Genomic DNA, 18,169 nt, shown 5'->3' on the forward strand with positions numbered 1-18,169 from the left:
AAATATTATTGCACCTCTTCTAAATTATGTGATCTCTTAATGGGTAATGAAATTGTAAAAGAGGTTCCTTTACCAACTGCAGAAGTGACTTTAATATCTCCATTATGGTCTTGAATAATACCAAAAGAAATAGACATACCTAATCCTGTACCTAGACCTACTGGCTTAGTAGTAAAGAACGGATCGAAGATTTTATTAATCGTTTCTTGGTCCATTCCTTTTCCATCATCTTTAATTCTGATATAAACAAAGTCGTTTTTACTCCATGTTTTAATGTAAAGATTCCCTTCCCCTTCAATCGCTTGTTCGGCATTGTTCAGGATGTTCATAAACACTTGGTTGACTTTACTCTCGTTACAGTTCACCAAAGGAATACCTTCATATTCTTTATGTACTTCGACTCTGTTTTTTAGTTTGTTATTTAATAATCCCAATGAGGTATCTATACCCTCTTCCAAATTCGCTTCTACAAAGTGAGCCGAATCCATTCTGGCAAAGGTTTTAAGATCCATCACAATTTGAGTGGTTCTGTTAGCACCTTCTTCGATTCCTTTCAGAAGATCATTGATTTCATCTATAACAAAAGAGATTTCGTACTCTTCTTCAATTTCCTCCACTACATTTTCTTCTACATGCTTGGTGAGTTCTTTAAATGCCACAGTTAAGTCCTCTATATCATCTTTTAACGGCATTACGTTATTGGCTACGAAATTAATTGGGTTATTAATCTCATGAGCGATGCCTGCAGTTAACTGACCTATAGAAGCTAATTTTTCGGAACTTACTAACTGATCCTGCATTTCTTTCAACTTCAATAAAGTTGATTCCGTCTCTTGAAGTGAATTACTTAGTGCCTCGTTTTTACTTTGAATTTCGTGGTTTCGTTCACGAATTTCGTCGTGTGCAATTCTTAATTTATCAGATTGTGTACGTAAAGCATCATTTTGTCTTTCGATATGCTTCGTACGTTTCTCTACCAATAACTCTAGATGGTTTTTATGTACTTCTAATTGCTTTTGAGCATCCTTAAGTTCTGTAACGTCTACTAAGAAACTGGTTACCCCAATAATGCTTCCTTGCGTATTTCTAAATGGATTAAAGAACTGTTCGAAATAATACCCCTTAAACTGATCGACAACCACTAGATCTTCCCCACGAATACATCTATCGAAATAATCATCTAAGAAGATATGTTTATTATCTTCTCTAATTTCTTCATATATATCCATCAGATAATCACCTTTCTGCAATCTTTTGCCTGTAAGCATTTCGGTGATTTTCATAAACTTATTATTCCAACTCAACAATCGTTTATCACGATCTAGGGTATACATCATGATATGATCCGAGTTGTCTAAAATATTTCGCAGTAATTCGTTGATCTTTTTATATTCCTCCGCTACAATTTTTCTCTGCTTTAATTCATTTTTCCATTTCGTAGACATAAAGCCCAATGATGTGGTAATAATTACCCACAGTAAGAAAACTAAAGCCAAAGTAAAGTTTCTCGATTGAATTGAGCTTTTTAATACCGTACTCAACGGTACTCGAGTAGTAATTACCCAAGGTTCTGTCATCCCTTGAATTTTTATAGGAAAAAGCATTTCATAATAGCTGTCATCTCCATTTTCACTCTCCACGATTCTAGATACTTTCTGATCATTCCTTAGAGAAGCAAATAAATAAGGAGGGATACCATCATTTTGTCCAATATCTTTCGGGTCCATCGAACCAACAATCTGACCGTTTGGTGCCGCAATGCACATATAACGGTTATCTTTTTGATCGTTTTCACTAATAAAATTTTGAAAGAATTTTAGACGAATAGCAGTTCCAACAGCACCCACTATTTTTTGGTTATCATCAAAAATAGGCAATACCACATGTACTGCAAATGCATTCTTTTCTTTACTTTTTTTGATGTGCTTAGGTAAAGTCACAAACGACTCACTCGAAGAAAGAATTCTCTTCTTCAAAAAGAAGTTGTTCCAATCCATTTCTTCCAAAACGATTTCATGATTTACCTTATTAGGATCCTTGGCATCAATCGTTTCTTTATCGTAAAAAATAGGATTGTATATGGTAGAGTCGGAATTATTGCTGTCTAATAAAACCAACCATAAATATTCGATATTGCTGTAATGCGAGATAGTATTATCAAGTAAGCCTAACATGATATTGTCGGTCTCTACCTTCTTCTCACCAATAATTTGCATGGTATTACCCATCAGTCTCATTTCGGATAATAGTGTTTGAAGACGGGATTCGATAGATTCGCCATATCTAACTGCTCTTTCTTTTGTTACTTCAAAAGCAAGCTTTTTAGACTGACTACCTCCGTTCTCAAACACTTTAAACCCAATAATCAAAAAACTAAAGGTGGTTAAAGCGATAACACTCCATATAGATCTGGCTTGTGGACTCAATTTAAAATACTACAAAAAATTTAATCAAGAAGTATAATTTTACTCATCATTACATGACCCCCAAAATTATTAATCTAATAAACCAATTCAACATAATAGGTTAATATTTTAGTAAAGTTTAATGATTGATAATTCCTACACATTTAATCGTTTATCAATACGACGTTTCTGATTCAGTGAAAAGAGAAATTCGTAGATCACATAAGTTGATACTTCTCTATATTTATATCCAAAATTTTGACTACACAAAAGTAGAAAAAAAACATTATACAAACAGTATAATACTAGTGAACATAAAATTATAAATATTTTTTAGTATCGAAACGCGTTGCAATCAAATGTTAACAAAAACATTATAAAATAGGGTATCTTATTCAATAAAAAGATCGTATTTTAAACCTAAGTTAAGTTGATAAGTTCGACTCCCTTTTATAAACGTCTTGTAAAGTAAGTATGAAAAAAGAATCTAAATTGCTCAAAATTCTTGAGTACTTAGAAGCAAATGAAGCTAAAGAAACAAGAAGCTATTTTGTTCCTTCATTGTGGCTTGGTCAAGAACAAGGTGCATCTACTCCGGTAGAAACCAACCCAATGACATTCTTTAAAAACGCTATTAAAGAAATAACCTCCCCAACTGATAGTAATGTAAATTATAATCATTCATTATCTAAACTTAGAAGCCAAGTTCATGGCAAAGGAGGCGATTGGACCTATTTCTCAAGTTTCTATAATTTATTTCCTCGATTAACCACTGCTTATGATCATGATAATGATGGTCATGTAGGTTCTGGACATCGTATGGATATTACTTCTAGCGACAATGGTTTTAGAGAAACAGGTACGCTCTTAAAGTGTATCACTTTATTAAAATATATCAAAAACTTAGGCTGTGATACGGTCTATATGTTACCTATTACAAGCATAGGTGAAGATGGCAACCGTGGTGACCTTGGTTCTCCATATGCTATCAAAGATCAGTATCAAATAGATCCTAATTTGGCAGATCCTTTGATTCCTTTTACTGTTGAGGAACAATTTGAGGCATTTGTTGAAGCAGCCCACATGATGGGAATGCGTGTGATTATGGAATTTGTACTAAGAACTTCTTCACTTGGGGGAGATTGGGTGACTACAAATCCAGAGTGGTTCTATTGGATCGATAGAAACCGTGCACACGAATATCATTCTCCTGAGTTCCCTGCCAACGAACTCGCTGAAATTAAGAAAATTCCTAAGGGTGGAGGATTCCACTTTGCCCCTAGTCAAGAATATAGATCGTTATTTAAAAAACCACCTCGTCCTGAACAAATCAAGGTCGAAAATGGCAAATTTGTCGCTTACACAGACGAAGGTGAGTTAATTATCCCTGGTGCTTTTGCGGACTGGCCACCTGATGATATTCAGCCAGCATGGTCGGATGTGACTTACCTAAGGATGTATGATTTCCCGTACGATCATCAGCCAAACGATTATAATTATATCGCTTATGATACTATACGCTATTATAATCCAGAATTGGCACAACCTAACCATGTAAATCGCCCGCTTTGGGATAAGATTAGTGGTGTTATTCCTCATTACCAACAATTTGGTATTGATGGTGTAATGATCGATATGGGTCACGCCTTACCTCAACCATTAATGGAAGAGATCATCAACAAGGCAAGACAAAACGATAATGACTTTGCTTTCTGCGAGGAAAACTTTGATGTTACTCAGAAAAGTAGAGATGCCGGATTTAATGCGGTATTGGGTCACGAATGGAGGGTTACTTCAAGAGAAAAGAGAGCAGGTATCCAAAGAATTGTACAAGATTCTAACGATTACCTTGCACTACCATATTACGGAACGCCGGAAACTCATAACACTCCACGTGCTATGATGAGAGGTGGTGAACCTCATTCTCGAGTAAGTTATGTATTGAACAAGTTCTTACCTAACTCTATTCCGTTTATTCATCAAGGATTCGAATTGTTGGAAGAGTGGCCTGTAAATACAGGTTTGAATTTCCTTCAGTCAGAAACAGATTACTACAGTAACCAACGTTTACCGTTGTTCTTTAAATCTGCCTTAAGATGGAACAACGATCACAACCTTATTGGTCATATTAAGTACATCAATTCTATTTATGATCGTTTCGGTTGGATGCTGAATAGTGAACACCTGAGAGGTAATGAAAACTCGATGACCATACACTATCCAGATACTTCTTACGAAAGTGTCATTGGTTTTGAACGTTTCGACCCTTGGCATCCTGAACATACTGTTTTGGTGGTTGCCAATACAGATTATAAAAACGAACAAGATTTCTATTTAAATATTCCTGGTACCAACAATGGTAAATACTGGGACTTTGCTGAGCAAAAAGAATATGAATTCGTCGACAACTGGGTGTCTGGCAAATTACAGCCAGGGCAGTGCATTATTATGGAGATTAGAAAATTGATTTAATCAATTTTTAAATTAAATATAAAGCCACTTGTATTCACTACAAGTGGCTTTTTTATGTCATTAAGGTACAATTAGGTAGTATTTTTCTTTCTATTTGAACGATAATATGTATTCGGTTTATTTCAATTTTATAACATTCATTCATTTTCATTTACTTAAAATATCCTTAAAAATAGCGACTTTGCGAAGATGTGTAGTGTGTTATTTTAAACTAAACTGATTATGAAAAAGATAAACTTGATTAGCCTCCTTGCTGGCTTTATGATGTTGGTTCAGCTTCCATCATATGCACAAGAGCATCATGAAACAGAACAACATCACGAGAAAAAAGGAAGAAGTAAAATCGCTTTTTACATGGGTTACACTGCTATTCCACAAGCAATTAATCATGATGTGCTAATCGTACCTACTATTGGATTTGACTATTCTTACCGCTTGAATAAGAAATTTTCTATTGGCCTTGTGAACGATCTTGAGATGGCACAATATGTTGTAGAGGTAGAACCTGCAACGGGTGGTCATCATGGTGGCGAAGCCAAAGAGGCGGAACATTTAGAAAGAGAGTTTGCCTATGTTGGTGCTGTAGTTCTCTATTATTCTCCAATTAAAGGATGGAACATAGGTGTTGGCCCTGGTTTAGAATTAGAAAAAAACAAGAACTTCTTTGTGGGTAAAGTTGTCGTAGAGAAAGAGTTTGAATTACCTGGTGAATGGGAAATTGCTCCAACTTTACAATACGACATCAAAGAGCAAGTATATGACTCTTGGAGTTTGGGTGTTACTTTTGGTAAAAGATTTTAATCAGCAACATCAAAAAATAATTTGATCTGATCGCAGACATATTTCACTTGCTCGTTGGTCATACCAATAAATAAAGGAAGACTCAAAGTAGTAGAGGCGATTTCTTCAGCAATGGGGAAGTCGCCTTTTTTATATCCTAAATAGTTGACTCCTTCCTGAAGATGTAAAGGTATCGGATAATGAATTAATGTATCTACTCCTTTTTCTTTTAAAAATTCTTTTAACTTCTCCCTTTTCTTAGTGTGAATTGTAAATAAGTGATTTGCGGGCAAGCATACATCTTTAGTTCTAAAGTGAAAAATATCCCGTACATTTTTAAGTAATTCAGAATACATATCTACTATGTTCTGACGCTCTAAATTCCACTTTTCTAGGTATTTAAGCTTAATATTAAGGAATCCAGCTTGCAACTCATCCAAACGAGAATTGACACCTACGGTATTGTGTACATATTTAACCGTTGACCCGTAGTTTCTTATCGACAAACATTTCTTATACAAGTCTTCGTCATTCGTTGTAATCGCTCCAGCATCTCCTAATGCACCTAGGTTTTTCCCCGGATAAAAACTTGTAGCATTTACATGTCCAAAACTTCCTGATCTTTTGTTCCTCCACTCTGCCCCTTGTGCCTGAGCATTGTCTTCTATTAGGTACAACTGATGTTTATTGACAACATCAATTAGTTGATCCATATTGACCATATGCCCATAAAGATGTACCGCAATGATGGCTTTAGTTTTACTCGTCATCTTTGATTCCAATTGATGCAAATCCATCAACCCATCCTTTTTATCAATATCTACAAAAACGGGAATGGCTTTCACTTCTAGAATCGATAATAAAGTGGCGTAAAAGGAATAAGCAGGTAGAATAACTTCATCTCCCTCTTTTATATCAAGTGCCAACAATGAAATTTTAAGTGCATCGTATCCATTTCCTACGCCAATACAATAATTTGTGCCCGAAAATTGGGCATAAGAAAGCTCGAAAGTGGTCAACTCTTCACCCATTATATAATTTCCTTTATCATATACTTGAGTAAATTTCTGTACTACTTCCGAGCGGATTTTCTTTTGTTGTGATTCTAAAGTTAAAAAAGGTACGTTCATAGGAGAATTATTTCTCCATAGATACAATTTTATACATACATATCCTCATAAACATCAAAAATATGTTCTATGGTAGGATCAATTAATACTTCATCTTCGTGTACCACAATGGGTGTTTTTAGAAGTGAAGGATACTCTGTTAGGGTTTGTATCAGTACCGATTCACTCATTTCGTTGATGTCGTTACTAAAACATCTATACCATGGTGAGTTCTCGTTAATCAGCATACATGCTGCACCGGATTGCATTTTTCTAACAAGTTCGTTTAGTAATTTTACTGTTAAATTGGAATGGTTTAGCACCACTGTTTTTACTTTTGTTTTTGTTTTTACCTCTGCTAGTAAAACTACTTGGCTTGTACTTGTGCTGTCATATATAAAGACAGTCTTCATTGGGTTCTCATCTGATAATGTCATATTTGATAGTTATTAGGACAGTGTTCATGTGTTATTTGCTCAGCAACTTGCTAATTGGTTTTACAAGTCTTGATTTAATCGTATCACTTGATGTTGAATAAATAAAACAGTACATTAATACGTTCAATTTTATTATCTTGATTATCTACGAGTGATCGTCATTTTTTTAAGCTAATCAAAAATACAAATTTTTAAGATCAATATCAATTCATGAAATCACATTTTCGCTTACATGTTTTCTCGGAAGTTGTTCAAAGGCAAAGCTTTACAAAAGCTGCTGAGTCGTTACATATCTCTCAGCCTGCGGTAACAAAACATGTCAGAGCATTGGAGGAAGAATATGGTCTGCCTTTATTGGAAAGAAAAGGAATGTTGATTCAACTTACCTCTGCAGGTGAAATTCTAAAACAATATTGTGATAAAATATTCAGTTTAGAGCGACAATTACATTTTGATATCGACTCCTTAAAAGAAAATATTGGGGGAACTATTCGAATTGGTGCTTCAACAACAATTGCTCAGTACATTATCCCTTCAGTGATTGCTACTTTCCAACAAAAGGTGAAAGATGTAAAAGTTGAAATTAGAAGTGGAAATACAGAGGCTATAGAAAATTGGTTACTGGAAGATGTTATTGATATCGGAATGATTGAAGGTGATCCGCACAGAGGTGGCTTAAAGTATATTCCCTTTCTAAATGATGAACTCGTATTGGTATGTTCCTCAAAAAATGCATCAAAAAGTAATAGCATTTCGATAGCTCAATTTAGAAAAAAGCCTTTGGTGATGCGTGAACAAGGAAGTGGTACGCGTAAGATTATCGAAAATGCCTTATCATCAAAAAACATCGACGAAGATGAATTGAATATTGTGATGTATTTAGACACTACAGAGAGCATCAAAAGGTATGTTACTTCCTCTTCTAACTATGCTATTTTGTCGATTTATTCTGTTTTGGACGAACTCAACCGTGATCAACTTCAAATTATAGATATTGATGACCTGGAAATCAACAGAGATTTACATTTTGTTATAAAAGAGGGTGGATCAATAGGAATTGGACGTCGTTTTATGGACTATGCATTACTTAATTATAACAAAAAGTTATAACTCATTCTTTTTAATGATTCATTTTTTCTCATCGAATGTTGACTTTTGTAATGTGAAAAACAAAAGAAAATACGATGAAAAAGATAATTTCTACAATCAATCAAAATCCATTAATCAATAAAGTTATTTATACTGCTTTAGCGATCATTACTTTACTACCCTTTACTAATAGTGTATTTGCTTTATTTTCAGGAATTTTATTTGCGATCTTCTTTAAGATTCCTCATCAAGAATTAAATAAAAAAATAAGTTCTAATCTTCTGAAATGGTCAGTCGTATTTTTAGGTTTCGGTTTGAATGCCAAAGAAGCGATTGAAACAGGATCAGAAGGATCATTAATTACTTTTACCTCGATTGCACTTACATTAAGCTTTGGTGCAATTATCGGTAAGAAATTAGGACTTGATAAAACCATTTACAGATTAATTGCATCGGGTACTGCTATTTGTGGTGGTAGTGCAATTGCCGCTATGGCTCCTGCTTTAAAAGCAGATGAGAAACAGATCTCTGTGGCCATGGGTACGGTGTTTATTTTAAACGCTGTTGCTTTGGTTGTTTTCCCAATAGTTGGACACATTATGGACCTTACGCAAACACAATTTGGATGGTGGGCAGCTTTGGCTATTCACGATACTAGTGCGGTAATTGGTGCAGGTCAGGCTTTTGGTGAAGAAGCATTAAAAGTGGCTACAACAGTAAAATTAACTAGAGCTTTATGGATTGTTCCTATCTCTTTAATTGCTGCGGTAAGTTCTTCTGGAAAATTGAAATTAAGCACTATGCCGATCTTTATTTTTGGATTTATCGGTGCGGTGATCCTAAATACATTTGTACCTGCGATTCATGAGTTCGCTCCTGTTTTTAATTTTATTGCCCATAAAGGTTTAGCATTAGCCTTATTTGCTATTGGATGTACATTGGATGTTCAGAGCATTAAAAAAGTAGGTATCAGACCTATCTTCCAAGGTTTAACGCTTTGGAGTGTAATATCTATTGTTTCTTTGATTGCAGTAATACATCTGTTTTAATCAAATAGTAAAATATTAATTATAACCCTTAACTTAGAGTAGATCTTTTCGAGATTTACTTTTTTTTTTATTTAGTTTCGAAAAGGGATTTTTCTACTATTATCAATAATTCGAAAACTTTAGTTACATCAATTCATCAATGGCGTCTAAAAGAAAACTTTACATCCGATTACTTTTACTTATTGGGATTCCTATTTTAGGCTATTTTGGAGTTCAATATGCCAATCATCAATTAGAAGATTTTGCTATGAGTGCCATCAAGGAAGTGGCTATTGGTAAAAAAGGTGATGGTTACTATGTAAATTTTCAGCATTTTAAAATCCATTGGGAGAAAAGTAAGTTAGAAGCTACAGGTATTACAATTCTACCGAATGTAGATTCAGAAAATGAAAACTGGGTCAATGCCACCGTTGATACTCTTGATATCGAATTTAGTCATTTGTATAGTGGACTTCTTCTAGGTAATATACAAGTAAAGGAGTTCTCTTTGATTCGTCCAAACTTGCAGTATTTCTACAGAGAGAAGAAAAAGGATGATGATAAACCTTCTACCAAAGATCATCACTCTCCTATTCCAAAGTTTGACATATTAGGACAGCGTTTGAATAAAGTGGGTATTTCATCGATTAATATTAAGGAGGTGACTTTTAATGGATACCTTGTGACTAAGGACAATAAACATCAGCACATTTTCCATACTACCCAAAATCTGAGATTGAACGGTATCGATTTTCACTTGGAAGAAACTGATGAAAACCTGATTGATATTGATGAAGTGGTTTATAACTGTGGACCTACCTTTATGAAGGCCTACGGTGGGTTGTATGAGTACAAATTTGATAGTCTTTGGGTTTCGAATGAAGATAGTGCCTTTTCTATTCAAAAGTTTGAGTTAAAGCCTCAGACTTCTTCCGAGGTATTCTTTAAGAGAGTGGGTAAACAAACGGACATGATGTCTGTGGTATTGGACTCTTTATCAGGTAATGGTTTTAGTCCTAATAGTCTCTTTAAACACAATGTAATCAATTTAGATGAGTTGATATTGGACGGAGCCAAAATCACTATTTATAGGGATAAAAATTATGAGGAGGACACTACAGTTGTAAAAGCTTTACCTCATCATTTATTACGCACAAGCGAATATGATATTAAGTTGGATCGTTTTGCTTTAAATCATTCTCAATTGATCTATAAAGAGAAAAGTAAAAACGCTAAACAGCCTGGAATATTAAAGATTGATGACCTTCAACTATACATCAATAATATTAATACTGAATTAGAGAAAGATATTCATTTGGACCTTCAATGCAGGCTATTTGGTTCTAAAAAAGCTAAAATGACTTTCGATTTATTGACCGATTCTGCATCAGAACATTTTTTAACTGGAGAAGGTCATATCCCTGCATTTTCATTGTATCATCTAAATGCTTTCACCCATCCTAATATGGGAGTCATGTTTCAAAAAGGTGAGGTCATTGATATCAATTTTAATGTAAAGATGAATGACAAAATTGGTAGAGGAAATCTTGATTTCTATTATAAAGACTTAAAGTTAAAACTTACTGGTAAAAACGATAGTAAATCGAACTTTGTAGAATCACTTACTGGTTTTGCGGCAAATAGTTTAGTCTACCATAAAAATCTGCCTGGAAATAGAGGTAGACATGCTCCACTGTATTTTGAAAGAGTAGAATATAAATCTGTCGTACATTTTATTATACATACCATTTTATCTGGGGCAGAAACAGCTGTTATTGGTACTTATGGACAATTGCCTCCTGATGAAAGAAAAGCTTATAAACATGGGCAAAAACACCATAAAAGTACCAAATAATCTACTCTCCAATAAATGTGATGACCAAACTTCTACCCGAAGCTCTATCTCTATGTTCACCTAGGTAAATTCCCTGCCATGTGCCTAATAATGGTCGACCGTTTCCTATTGGAATACTTACAGACGATCCTAAAGTCGATGCTTTTAAATGGGCTGGCATATCGTCGGATCCTTCGTAGGTATGCTTATAATAAGGGGCATTTTCTGGATGTACCACATTAAAGTGACTTTCAAAATCTTCTCGTACTTCTGGATCTGCATTTTCGTTAATCGTTAAGGATGCAGAAGTGTGTTGGATGAAAACTTGAAGTATACCAGATTTACCTCTTATTTCGGGGATTTGTTGGAATACTTCTTCTGTGACAATATGGTAACCTCTAGGGTAGGATCTTAATCGGATTTGTTTTTGGATGACCATGGTTTGTTTGTTTTTTCTCTTTAGACTTGTAACTGGCGTAAGCGAGTCACCTTACTAAAAGACCCACGCTTTGTGGGGCGTGGGTCTTTTGGATGTACTTGCACTGTACTAGATACCTTGCTCTTCGAAAAGCATCTTTAGTGCTTCCTCAGATGGACGGGGTGCATTGGCTTCAATCACTTTACCATCTTTTCCTAAAAGGATAAATCTTGGTATGCCAGTAATCTGAAATTTGTCAGTAAATTCATAATTACCGCCTAAATGAAATTGATTTCCGTGCAATTCCTTTTTTTCTACCATCTTTTTCCAAGCATCTTTACTTTGATCAGCAGAAACGCTTACGAATACGATATCTTTATCTTTATATTCTTCTTCGATTTTCTGCAAAGAAGGAATTTCTTTTAAGCATGGACCACACCATGAAGCCCAAACATCAATATATACTAATTTTCCTTTGTAGTCTTTAAGGTTAACTTTATTACCGTTTAAGTCTTCGAAAATATATAGTTTATCTTTGTCTTTATTTGGTGAGTTATTACTGCTTAGAACAAAAGTTGCGATCAATAATATTGACCAACTGAATAGTTTTTTCATGATCATTAATACGTAAGTAGAATGTATGAATTTCGTTATAACAAATATCGTACATTTTTGAATAAATGTGAAATAAACATTTCCTTATCTATTGGTTATATTTCCCGACATCGTTAATAATCAGATAAAAAACGATCATAAATTGTGAATTTTATTTCATTAATTATTAATGATTGTATTTTCTGATTCTAATGAAAATAAAAGGCTACCTCATTGTATATGAGATAGCCTCTATGATTATCTTTTCTAGGAAATGAATTAAATCAATTCTAAAGATCTATTGATAAATGAAGTAAGATCAGCACCTTTTAAGTTGCCTTGAGTCAATTTAGCCAAGTCATAAGCATGCTTCACTAATTTGTTTTGCTCTTCTTCTTTTTCTTCTTTCAAGATTCTTGATACAAATTCAGAGTTACCGTTGATAGTGATCGTGTCACCACCACCCATGCCGCCGAACATTGCACCCATGCCACCTTGCATAGCTGCCATTTCTTCCATACGACGCATAAACTCTGGTTTTGTAATCAAGACAGGTAATTCGTCTGCAGTCATAGCCTCTACTTTTGGCTCTAACTTATCGTTACCTAACGCTCTTTTAAAGATATCTACCAATTTGTTAGACTCTTCCTCAGTAAGTACTGACTCGTTTTTCTCGTCAGTTTCGATCAAGTTATTTACAGTATCCGAGTCAATTCTCTTCATAGTAATATCTTCGAACTTGTGCTCTGTATTACTGATAAAGTGAGAGTCGATTAGTGTATCCATTTTCAATACATCGTATCCTTTCTTTTGAGCAGCTTGGATGTATGAATCTTGAGTTCCTTGATCTGAAGCATACAAGAATACAGACTTGTTGTTCTTGTCTACTTGAAGAGCTTTTACGTGCTCTTTGTACTCTTCGAAGTTGTATAACTTACCGTCTAAAGATTCCAATAAACAGAATTTCTTCGCTTTGTCGTAGAACTTCTCGTCAGTCATCATTCCGTATTTTACGAAAAGACCGATGCTTTCCCACTTCTTCTCGAAGTTCTCACGATCGTTTTTGTAAAGGCTATTCAATTTGTCAGCTACTTTACGAGTAACGTATGAAGAAATTTTCTTCACGTTAGCATCAGATTGCAGGTAAGAACGAGAAACGTTCAATGGAATGTCTGGAGAGTCGATTACACCGTGCATCAAACGCAAGAATTCTGGCATAATTTCCTCAACATTATCAGTAATGAATACCTGACGTGAGTATAATTGGATTTTATCTTTGTGAGGTGTTACATCTTCCTTCACTTTAGGGAAGTAAAGAATACCTGTCAATTCGAATGGGAAGTCAACGTTCAAGTGGATCCAAAACATTGGCTCTTCTGACATTGGATACAACTCTTTGTAGAAGTTTAAGTAATCCTCGTCAGTTAATGACTTAGGGTCTTTTGCCCAGATTGGCTCCGACTTGTTGATGATGTGTGGCTCAACGATTTCAACGTCTTTAGCGTCATCACCTTCTCCTTCTTTCTCTGTTCTCTTGTCCTCTCCCACTTGAATTGGAATAGGCATGTATTTAGAGTAACGGTTAAGAATTTGACGTAATCTGAACTCATCCACAAATTCTTCAGAATCTTCATTTACGTGAAGTACAATAGTAGTACCTCTTTCCGCTTTGTCTGATTCAGAAATTTCGTATTCAGTCGAACCATCGCAAGTCCATTTTACCGCTGGAGCATCCTTGTAAGACTTCGTGATCACCTCTACATTATCAGCTACCATAAATGCAGAATAGAAACCAAGACCGAACTTACCAATGATAGTAGAAGTGTCGATGTCTTTGAATTTCTCTACGAATTCTGTAGCACCAGAGAAGGCCACTTGGTTGATATATTTCTCTACCTCTTCTTCTGTCATACCGATACCACGGTCAGTGATAGAGATAGTTTTGTTGTCTTTATCTACGTCTACTTGGATAGTTACGTCGCCCATTTCTTGGTCGTACTCACCCATTGACGCTAATTTTTGAAGCTTTTGAGTAGCATCAACTGCGTTGGCTACTAACTCACGAAGGAAGATATCGTGGTCTGAGTATAAAAACTTCTTGATGATTGGAAAGATATTTTCAGTATTTACCGAAATAGAACCTTTTGCCGCCATTATGTTTATAATTTTTAGTTATTGTACAATTTTATATAGCATGTCAAAAAATACGTTTACACGCTGATGCCATTTTTTCAAATTGTATTCCAATTGATCTATTTATGACGAATTGACACTTTGACTTCCTTTATGTCAGTTTAAATTTGATATATCCCCTTTTTGACAATAGAAAGTTTGGCAAAGTTTGATGAAGATAAGGTTCGATTGAAATTTATAGACAGTATAAATAAGAGTTAAGATTCTATATATAACAAAACTCACTAAAAAACATTTGTAATTGTTTCAAAAAATATCATAGATTTGTGTAACTTATTGCGGGAAATATGTGGTACATATTATTCTACAGTTCCCAAAATAATATGAACTAAAATCTATTGATGTTACTTAAAGGTATTCTATATAGTAAATTCAACTATTATATATCCAAATTAATTTGAATAGATTAAACTCTCTTGCTGAGTCAATTCCAACGGGTTCTGATTTGTACTAACTTGATCGATTAATAAATGAATGTACATCAGATTTTCAATATCCTTTGAAAATTTCCTCCCAAAGAATGAAGAGTTCAACAAGAACACGTCGTAAGGCGTATGCCTTACTTTCAAAATTGTATAAGTAGTCACACATCATAATAGAAAGGCTGTTGAAATTTTCGACAGCTTTTTTCTTTTTAAAGAATATGGATTGGATTTTTGATTGTCTATGGATTAATTACTTTTATGAATATATAAAATTAAAACTCAATTAAAGCAAAGACATCAAAAGTCATTTAATTGTTCTAATTAATTCTATTTTAAAAACAATCTGATAAGAAAATTTGTTTCAGGATGCAGTCAAATTCAAAATCGTTCGATTTACTAATTAAAGATCAAATACTTCTAGATACGCTAAGTCAAAAAGAATTTGACACCCCAACGCCTATTCAAGAATTGGTCATTCCACAAGTGCTGAATCAAACAAATAATTTACTTTGCCTCTCTCCCACAGGATCGGGTAAAACACTTTCCTACCTGCTTCCTCTACTTCAACTTATTCAAGTTCAAAAGCATTCAAATCAACTTTTAGTGATTGTTCCTACTCGAGAATTAGCTACACAAGTATATAACAATGCACTACAATATTGTGAAGCTAAAAAAATAGGCATAATGAGTATTATTGGCGGAGTGAATATGGATAAGCAAAAACGGTTGTTAGAAAATCCTCCTCATATCATTGTTAGTACCATGGGTCGTTTGATGGACTTATATCATCAAGAGTGTATTGATTTTAAACACCTCACCCATTTGGTCATAGACGAAGGTGACAAAATGTTCGAAATGGGGTTTAGAAAAGAAATGGAAGAACTTATTGATATAATACCTGACAATACGATGAAATACTTATTCAGTGCCACTTTATCTTCTGAAGTCGATCATTATTTACAACATCATTTTAATGAATATCAAAAAATAGAAGTAGTGCCAGAAAAAATCTTTATTGAACAGAAAGTGTATTATACCGATCAAAGAAGTAAGAAAAGATTGTTTCTATCCATCCTATCAACGTTAGATCATCAAATATTGATTTTTTGCAATACTAAGAAGGGGGTGAATTTTCTGGAAAAGACGTTGAAGAAGGAAAATTATGAGGTGATGGGTTTACATGGAGGAAAACCTCAATCTGTCAGAAATAAAGCATTACTTGATTTTAAAGAAGGGAAACTAAAATTACTTATTGCAACAGATATTGCCTCTAGAGGTATCGATATTGAAGCACTACCTTTGATCATTAACTACGAAGTGCCTCAAAATGCAGAGACGTACACACATAGAATTGGTCGAACGGCAAGAGCTGGGAATGCCGGAATCGCAATGACTATTGTGGATGGTACTGAGATTCGTTTATTCCAAGAAATTATTAAGATTACCAATCAAAAAGTGATGGAGGTTGCCCATGAATTTGAAATGAATGAAGCAGAGGACGATCGTGAGAGAATGAAACTCAGAAAAGAGAAGTTAAGAAACGGTAGAAGATAATTGGATGTTTTCGATGCGAATAACAGTTCCAAACTTAGAAGACTCTATCGCTGATGTACCACCAACTGCACTTGTTCTAAATCGAATATTACTTAAACCTACACCATCTTTTACTTTATCTACATTAAAACCCACTCCATTGTCTTCGTATATAATTCGAGCGGTAGTAGCATCATCGCCAAAACACTGTATGTGTACAGATTTAGATTGACTATGTTTTTCGGCATTATGCAGCAATTCTTGAATGATACGATAGCAATGATTCAGTGCCTCTATATTGTCAGAATAAGGCCAATGATAAAACTTTATGTAAATCTTCATCTCATCGGTAGAAGCTTTCTCTACCAAATCATAAATAGAATCTTCGAAGTTGACGACATCATTAAAGCTTGGAGAAATTAAACCGTGACTCATATCTCTTACCGTTTTTATGGTAGAAGAAATGATGTCCTTTACCTCATCTTCTTCTAAATGATCCGACTTATTGACTAAAGCTAAGTTTCCTCCAACATTATCATGTAACTCTCTACCGATTCTATTTCTCTCAAATTCTTGACCTTTTAGGACGGCATCAGAATACTCTTTTTCTAGTTCTTTCTGTTTAGACAAAAGGCGAATCCTGTCATTGTAAATGCTAATCACTTTGATAAATAACATCACAAAATAAAGCACAGACTCATAGGCAATAAAAATATAGTAGAGATAATCTGTAAAAGTGGATCGTTCTATGACACCTAGATTTGGTAAAGAGACAAATCCTGCAATGACTATCAAACGGGTAATTAATACTCCAAAAGCGATTTTACCATACATACTCTTTCTTTTCACACTATGATAAAGAAGGTAGAAGCACCAACCAAAACTCACCCAAGAAAGTAGTACTACAGAAACAAAAATGATGGAAATGACAGTTTCATTTCTTGTCAATAAAAATATGATAGCAGTAATTAATGTATACCCAATCCAAAGAGGGGTAAACCATTTGGTGAATTTAACAAAACCCGAATGAACATTATGAATGAGGTATTTATAAAAGTACACTAAAGAAATGATATAAAATAAATTAGCGAAATGCCTTAGGTAGTAACTAAAGTTTAACCATTCTTTATCGAAATATTTGATAAAACTACCCAACTCTGTCTCTGCAAATAAAATCCCACTGTAGAATGAAAAAGCATAAAATAAAAACACTCTTTCTTTACTTAATAGTCCAATGACTAACCCAATAGTAAGCATTGTTAATACGAGCACTCTCAGAATAACTAAATAATGAGTAGCTTCTTTTTGATCGCGTTCAAAAGAGGTTGTATCACAAAGTAATATATCGGTATGAGTGGGCCAACCATAGCCATTTTTAAAGAATATCACCTCTATTACTTCTCCTTTCTCAAAATAAAGTGGAATATCGTACCCCCTAATTAAAGGTTGATCCGGATTATGATAGAAGGAAGAATTTGAGCCCAGTTCATACTTTTCTACCCTATTATTGATATGTTTTACCCATACGGTGATTTCGGGTACGAGTATATAATTAAAGTAAAGTACTTTATTCTGTCTATGTTCACTTTGTAATTTTAGTCTATACCATTGTACTCCATCAAAAGGACCATTTGATAATCCATCGAACGATGTCTGCTGCCATGCATTTAAAAAATTGGGATCCTCTCCTTCTGCATGAAATGGTAATCGATCGGAGTAATTCTCTACAAATTTGGTACAGTTTATTGTTTCATTATCGCTAGAAAGAAGAACGACATTAGAGGCAATGGTTGGTACTATAAATAGAAATAGGATAAAACTTACAACTATACTTTTTCCCATTTTTTGTAAG

At 34.4% G+C, this 18,169-nt stretch carries 13 protein-coding genes; 6 read left to right on the top strand and 7 right to left on the bottom strand.

Annotated elements, in window-relative coordinates; all coding sequences use genetic code 11:
• Positions 1-5: 5 nt before the first annotated feature.
• On the bottom strand, positions 6-2,426 hold the full coding sequence (locus MY04_RS10680) for an ATP-binding protein (protein ID WP_066209517.1): 2,421 nt from the start codon (positions 2,424-2,426) through the stop codon (positions 6-8).
• A gap of 453 nt (positions 2,427-2,879) precedes the next feature.
• Between MY04_RS10680 and MY04_RS10685 the strand changes: the two genes are divergently transcribed.
• Positions 2,880-4,877 (top strand): alpha-amylase family glycosyl hydrolase, encoded by a 1,998-nt coding sequence (locus MY04_RS10685; protein WP_066209519.1) that lies wholly within the window; start codon positions 2,880-2,882, stop codon positions 4,875-4,877.
• Between the two features lie 222 nt (positions 4,878-5,099).
• Positions 5,100-5,678 (top strand): hypothetical protein, encoded by a 579-nt coding sequence (locus MY04_RS10690; RefSeq protein ID WP_158297653.1) that lies wholly within the window; start codon positions 5,100-5,102, stop codon positions 5,676-5,678.
• On the opposite strand, the gene MY04_RS10695 is transcribed toward MY04_RS10690, so the two are convergent.
• Both MY04_RS10695 and MY04_RS10700 read right to left on the bottom strand, forming a co-directional pair.
• Positions 5,675-6,787 (bottom strand): DegT/DnrJ/EryC1/StrS family aminotransferase, encoded by a 1,113-nt coding sequence (locus MY04_RS10695; RefSeq protein WP_066209523.1) that lies wholly within the window; start codon positions 6,785-6,787, stop codon positions 5,675-5,677. The two genes, MY04_RS10690 and MY04_RS10695, sit on opposite strands and share 4 nt — an antisense overlap.
• Before the next feature lie 29 nt (positions 6,788-6,816).
• Complete coding sequence (locus tag MY04_RS10700) at positions 6,817-7,203, bottom strand: arsenate reductase family protein (protein ID WP_066209525.1); 387 nt, start codon at positions 7,201-7,203, stop codon at positions 6,817-6,819.
• Positions 7,204-7,413: 210 nt separating this feature from the next.
• On the opposite strand from MY04_RS10700, the gene MY04_RS10705 reads away from it, so the two are divergent.
• From MY04_RS10705 to MY04_RS10715, 3 genes are all read left to right on the top strand, one after another.
• Positions 7,414-8,313, top strand: coding sequence for a LysR substrate-binding domain-containing protein (locus MY04_RS10705; RefSeq protein ID WP_066209527.1), 900 nt, complete (start codon positions 7,414-7,416; stop codon positions 8,311-8,313).
• A gap of 74 nt (positions 8,314-8,387) precedes the next feature.
• Entirely contained in the window at positions 8,388-9,341 is a 954-nt protein-coding gene (locus tag MY04_RS10710) for a YeiH family protein (protein WP_066209530.1), read from the top strand.
• A gap of 139 nt (positions 9,342-9,480) precedes the next feature.
• Entirely contained in the window at positions 9,481-11,175 is a 1,695-nt protein-coding gene (locus tag MY04_RS10715; protein ID WP_066209532.1) for a hypothetical protein, read from the top strand.
• A 1-nt stretch (position 11,176) separates the two neighbouring features.
• On the opposite strand, the gene MY04_RS10720 is transcribed toward MY04_RS10715, so the two are convergent.
• The 3 genes from MY04_RS10720 to htpG form a co-directional block, all read right to left on the bottom strand.
• Positions 11,177-11,593 carry a secondary thiamine-phosphate synthase enzyme YjbQ gene (locus tag MY04_RS10720; protein WP_066209534.1) on the bottom strand — a complete coding sequence of 139 codons (417 nt, stop codon included), beginning with the start codon at positions 11,591-11,593 and terminating at the stop codon, positions 11,177-11,179.
• 108 nt (positions 11,594-11,701) lie between these two features.
• Entirely contained in the window at positions 11,702-12,187 is a 486-nt protein-coding gene (locus MY04_RS10725; RefSeq protein ID WP_158297654.1) for a TlpA family protein disulfide reductase, read from the bottom strand.
• 258 nt (positions 12,188-12,445) lie between these two features.
• Entirely contained in the window at positions 12,446-14,320 is a 1,875-nt protein-coding gene (htpG, locus tag MY04_RS10730; RefSeq protein ID WP_066209538.1) for a molecular chaperone HtpG, read from the bottom strand.
• Between the two features lie 830 nt (positions 14,321-15,150).
• Between htpG and MY04_RS10735 the strand changes: the two genes are divergently transcribed.
• Positions 15,151-16,338: a DEAD/DEAH box helicase gene (locus tag MY04_RS10735; RefSeq protein ID WP_066209540.1), complete on the top strand. Its 1,188-nt coding sequence runs from the start codon at positions 15,151-15,153 to the stop codon at positions 16,336-16,338.
• Here the strand turns inward: MY04_RS10735 and MY04_RS10740 are convergent.
• Positions 16,318-18,159 (bottom strand): ATP-binding protein, encoded by a 1,842-nt coding sequence (locus tag MY04_RS10740; protein WP_066209542.1) that lies wholly within the window; start codon positions 18,157-18,159, stop codon positions 16,318-16,320. The two genes, MY04_RS10735 and MY04_RS10740, sit on opposite strands and share 21 nt — an antisense overlap.
• Between the last annotated feature and the right edge of the window lie 10 nt (positions 18,160-18,169).

This window comes from Flammeovirga sp. MY04 (assembly GCF_001682195.2).
Taxonomy (GTDB): domain Bacteria; phylum Bacteroidota; class Bacteroidia; order Cytophagales; family Flammeovirgaceae; genus Flammeovirga; species Flammeovirga yaeyamensis.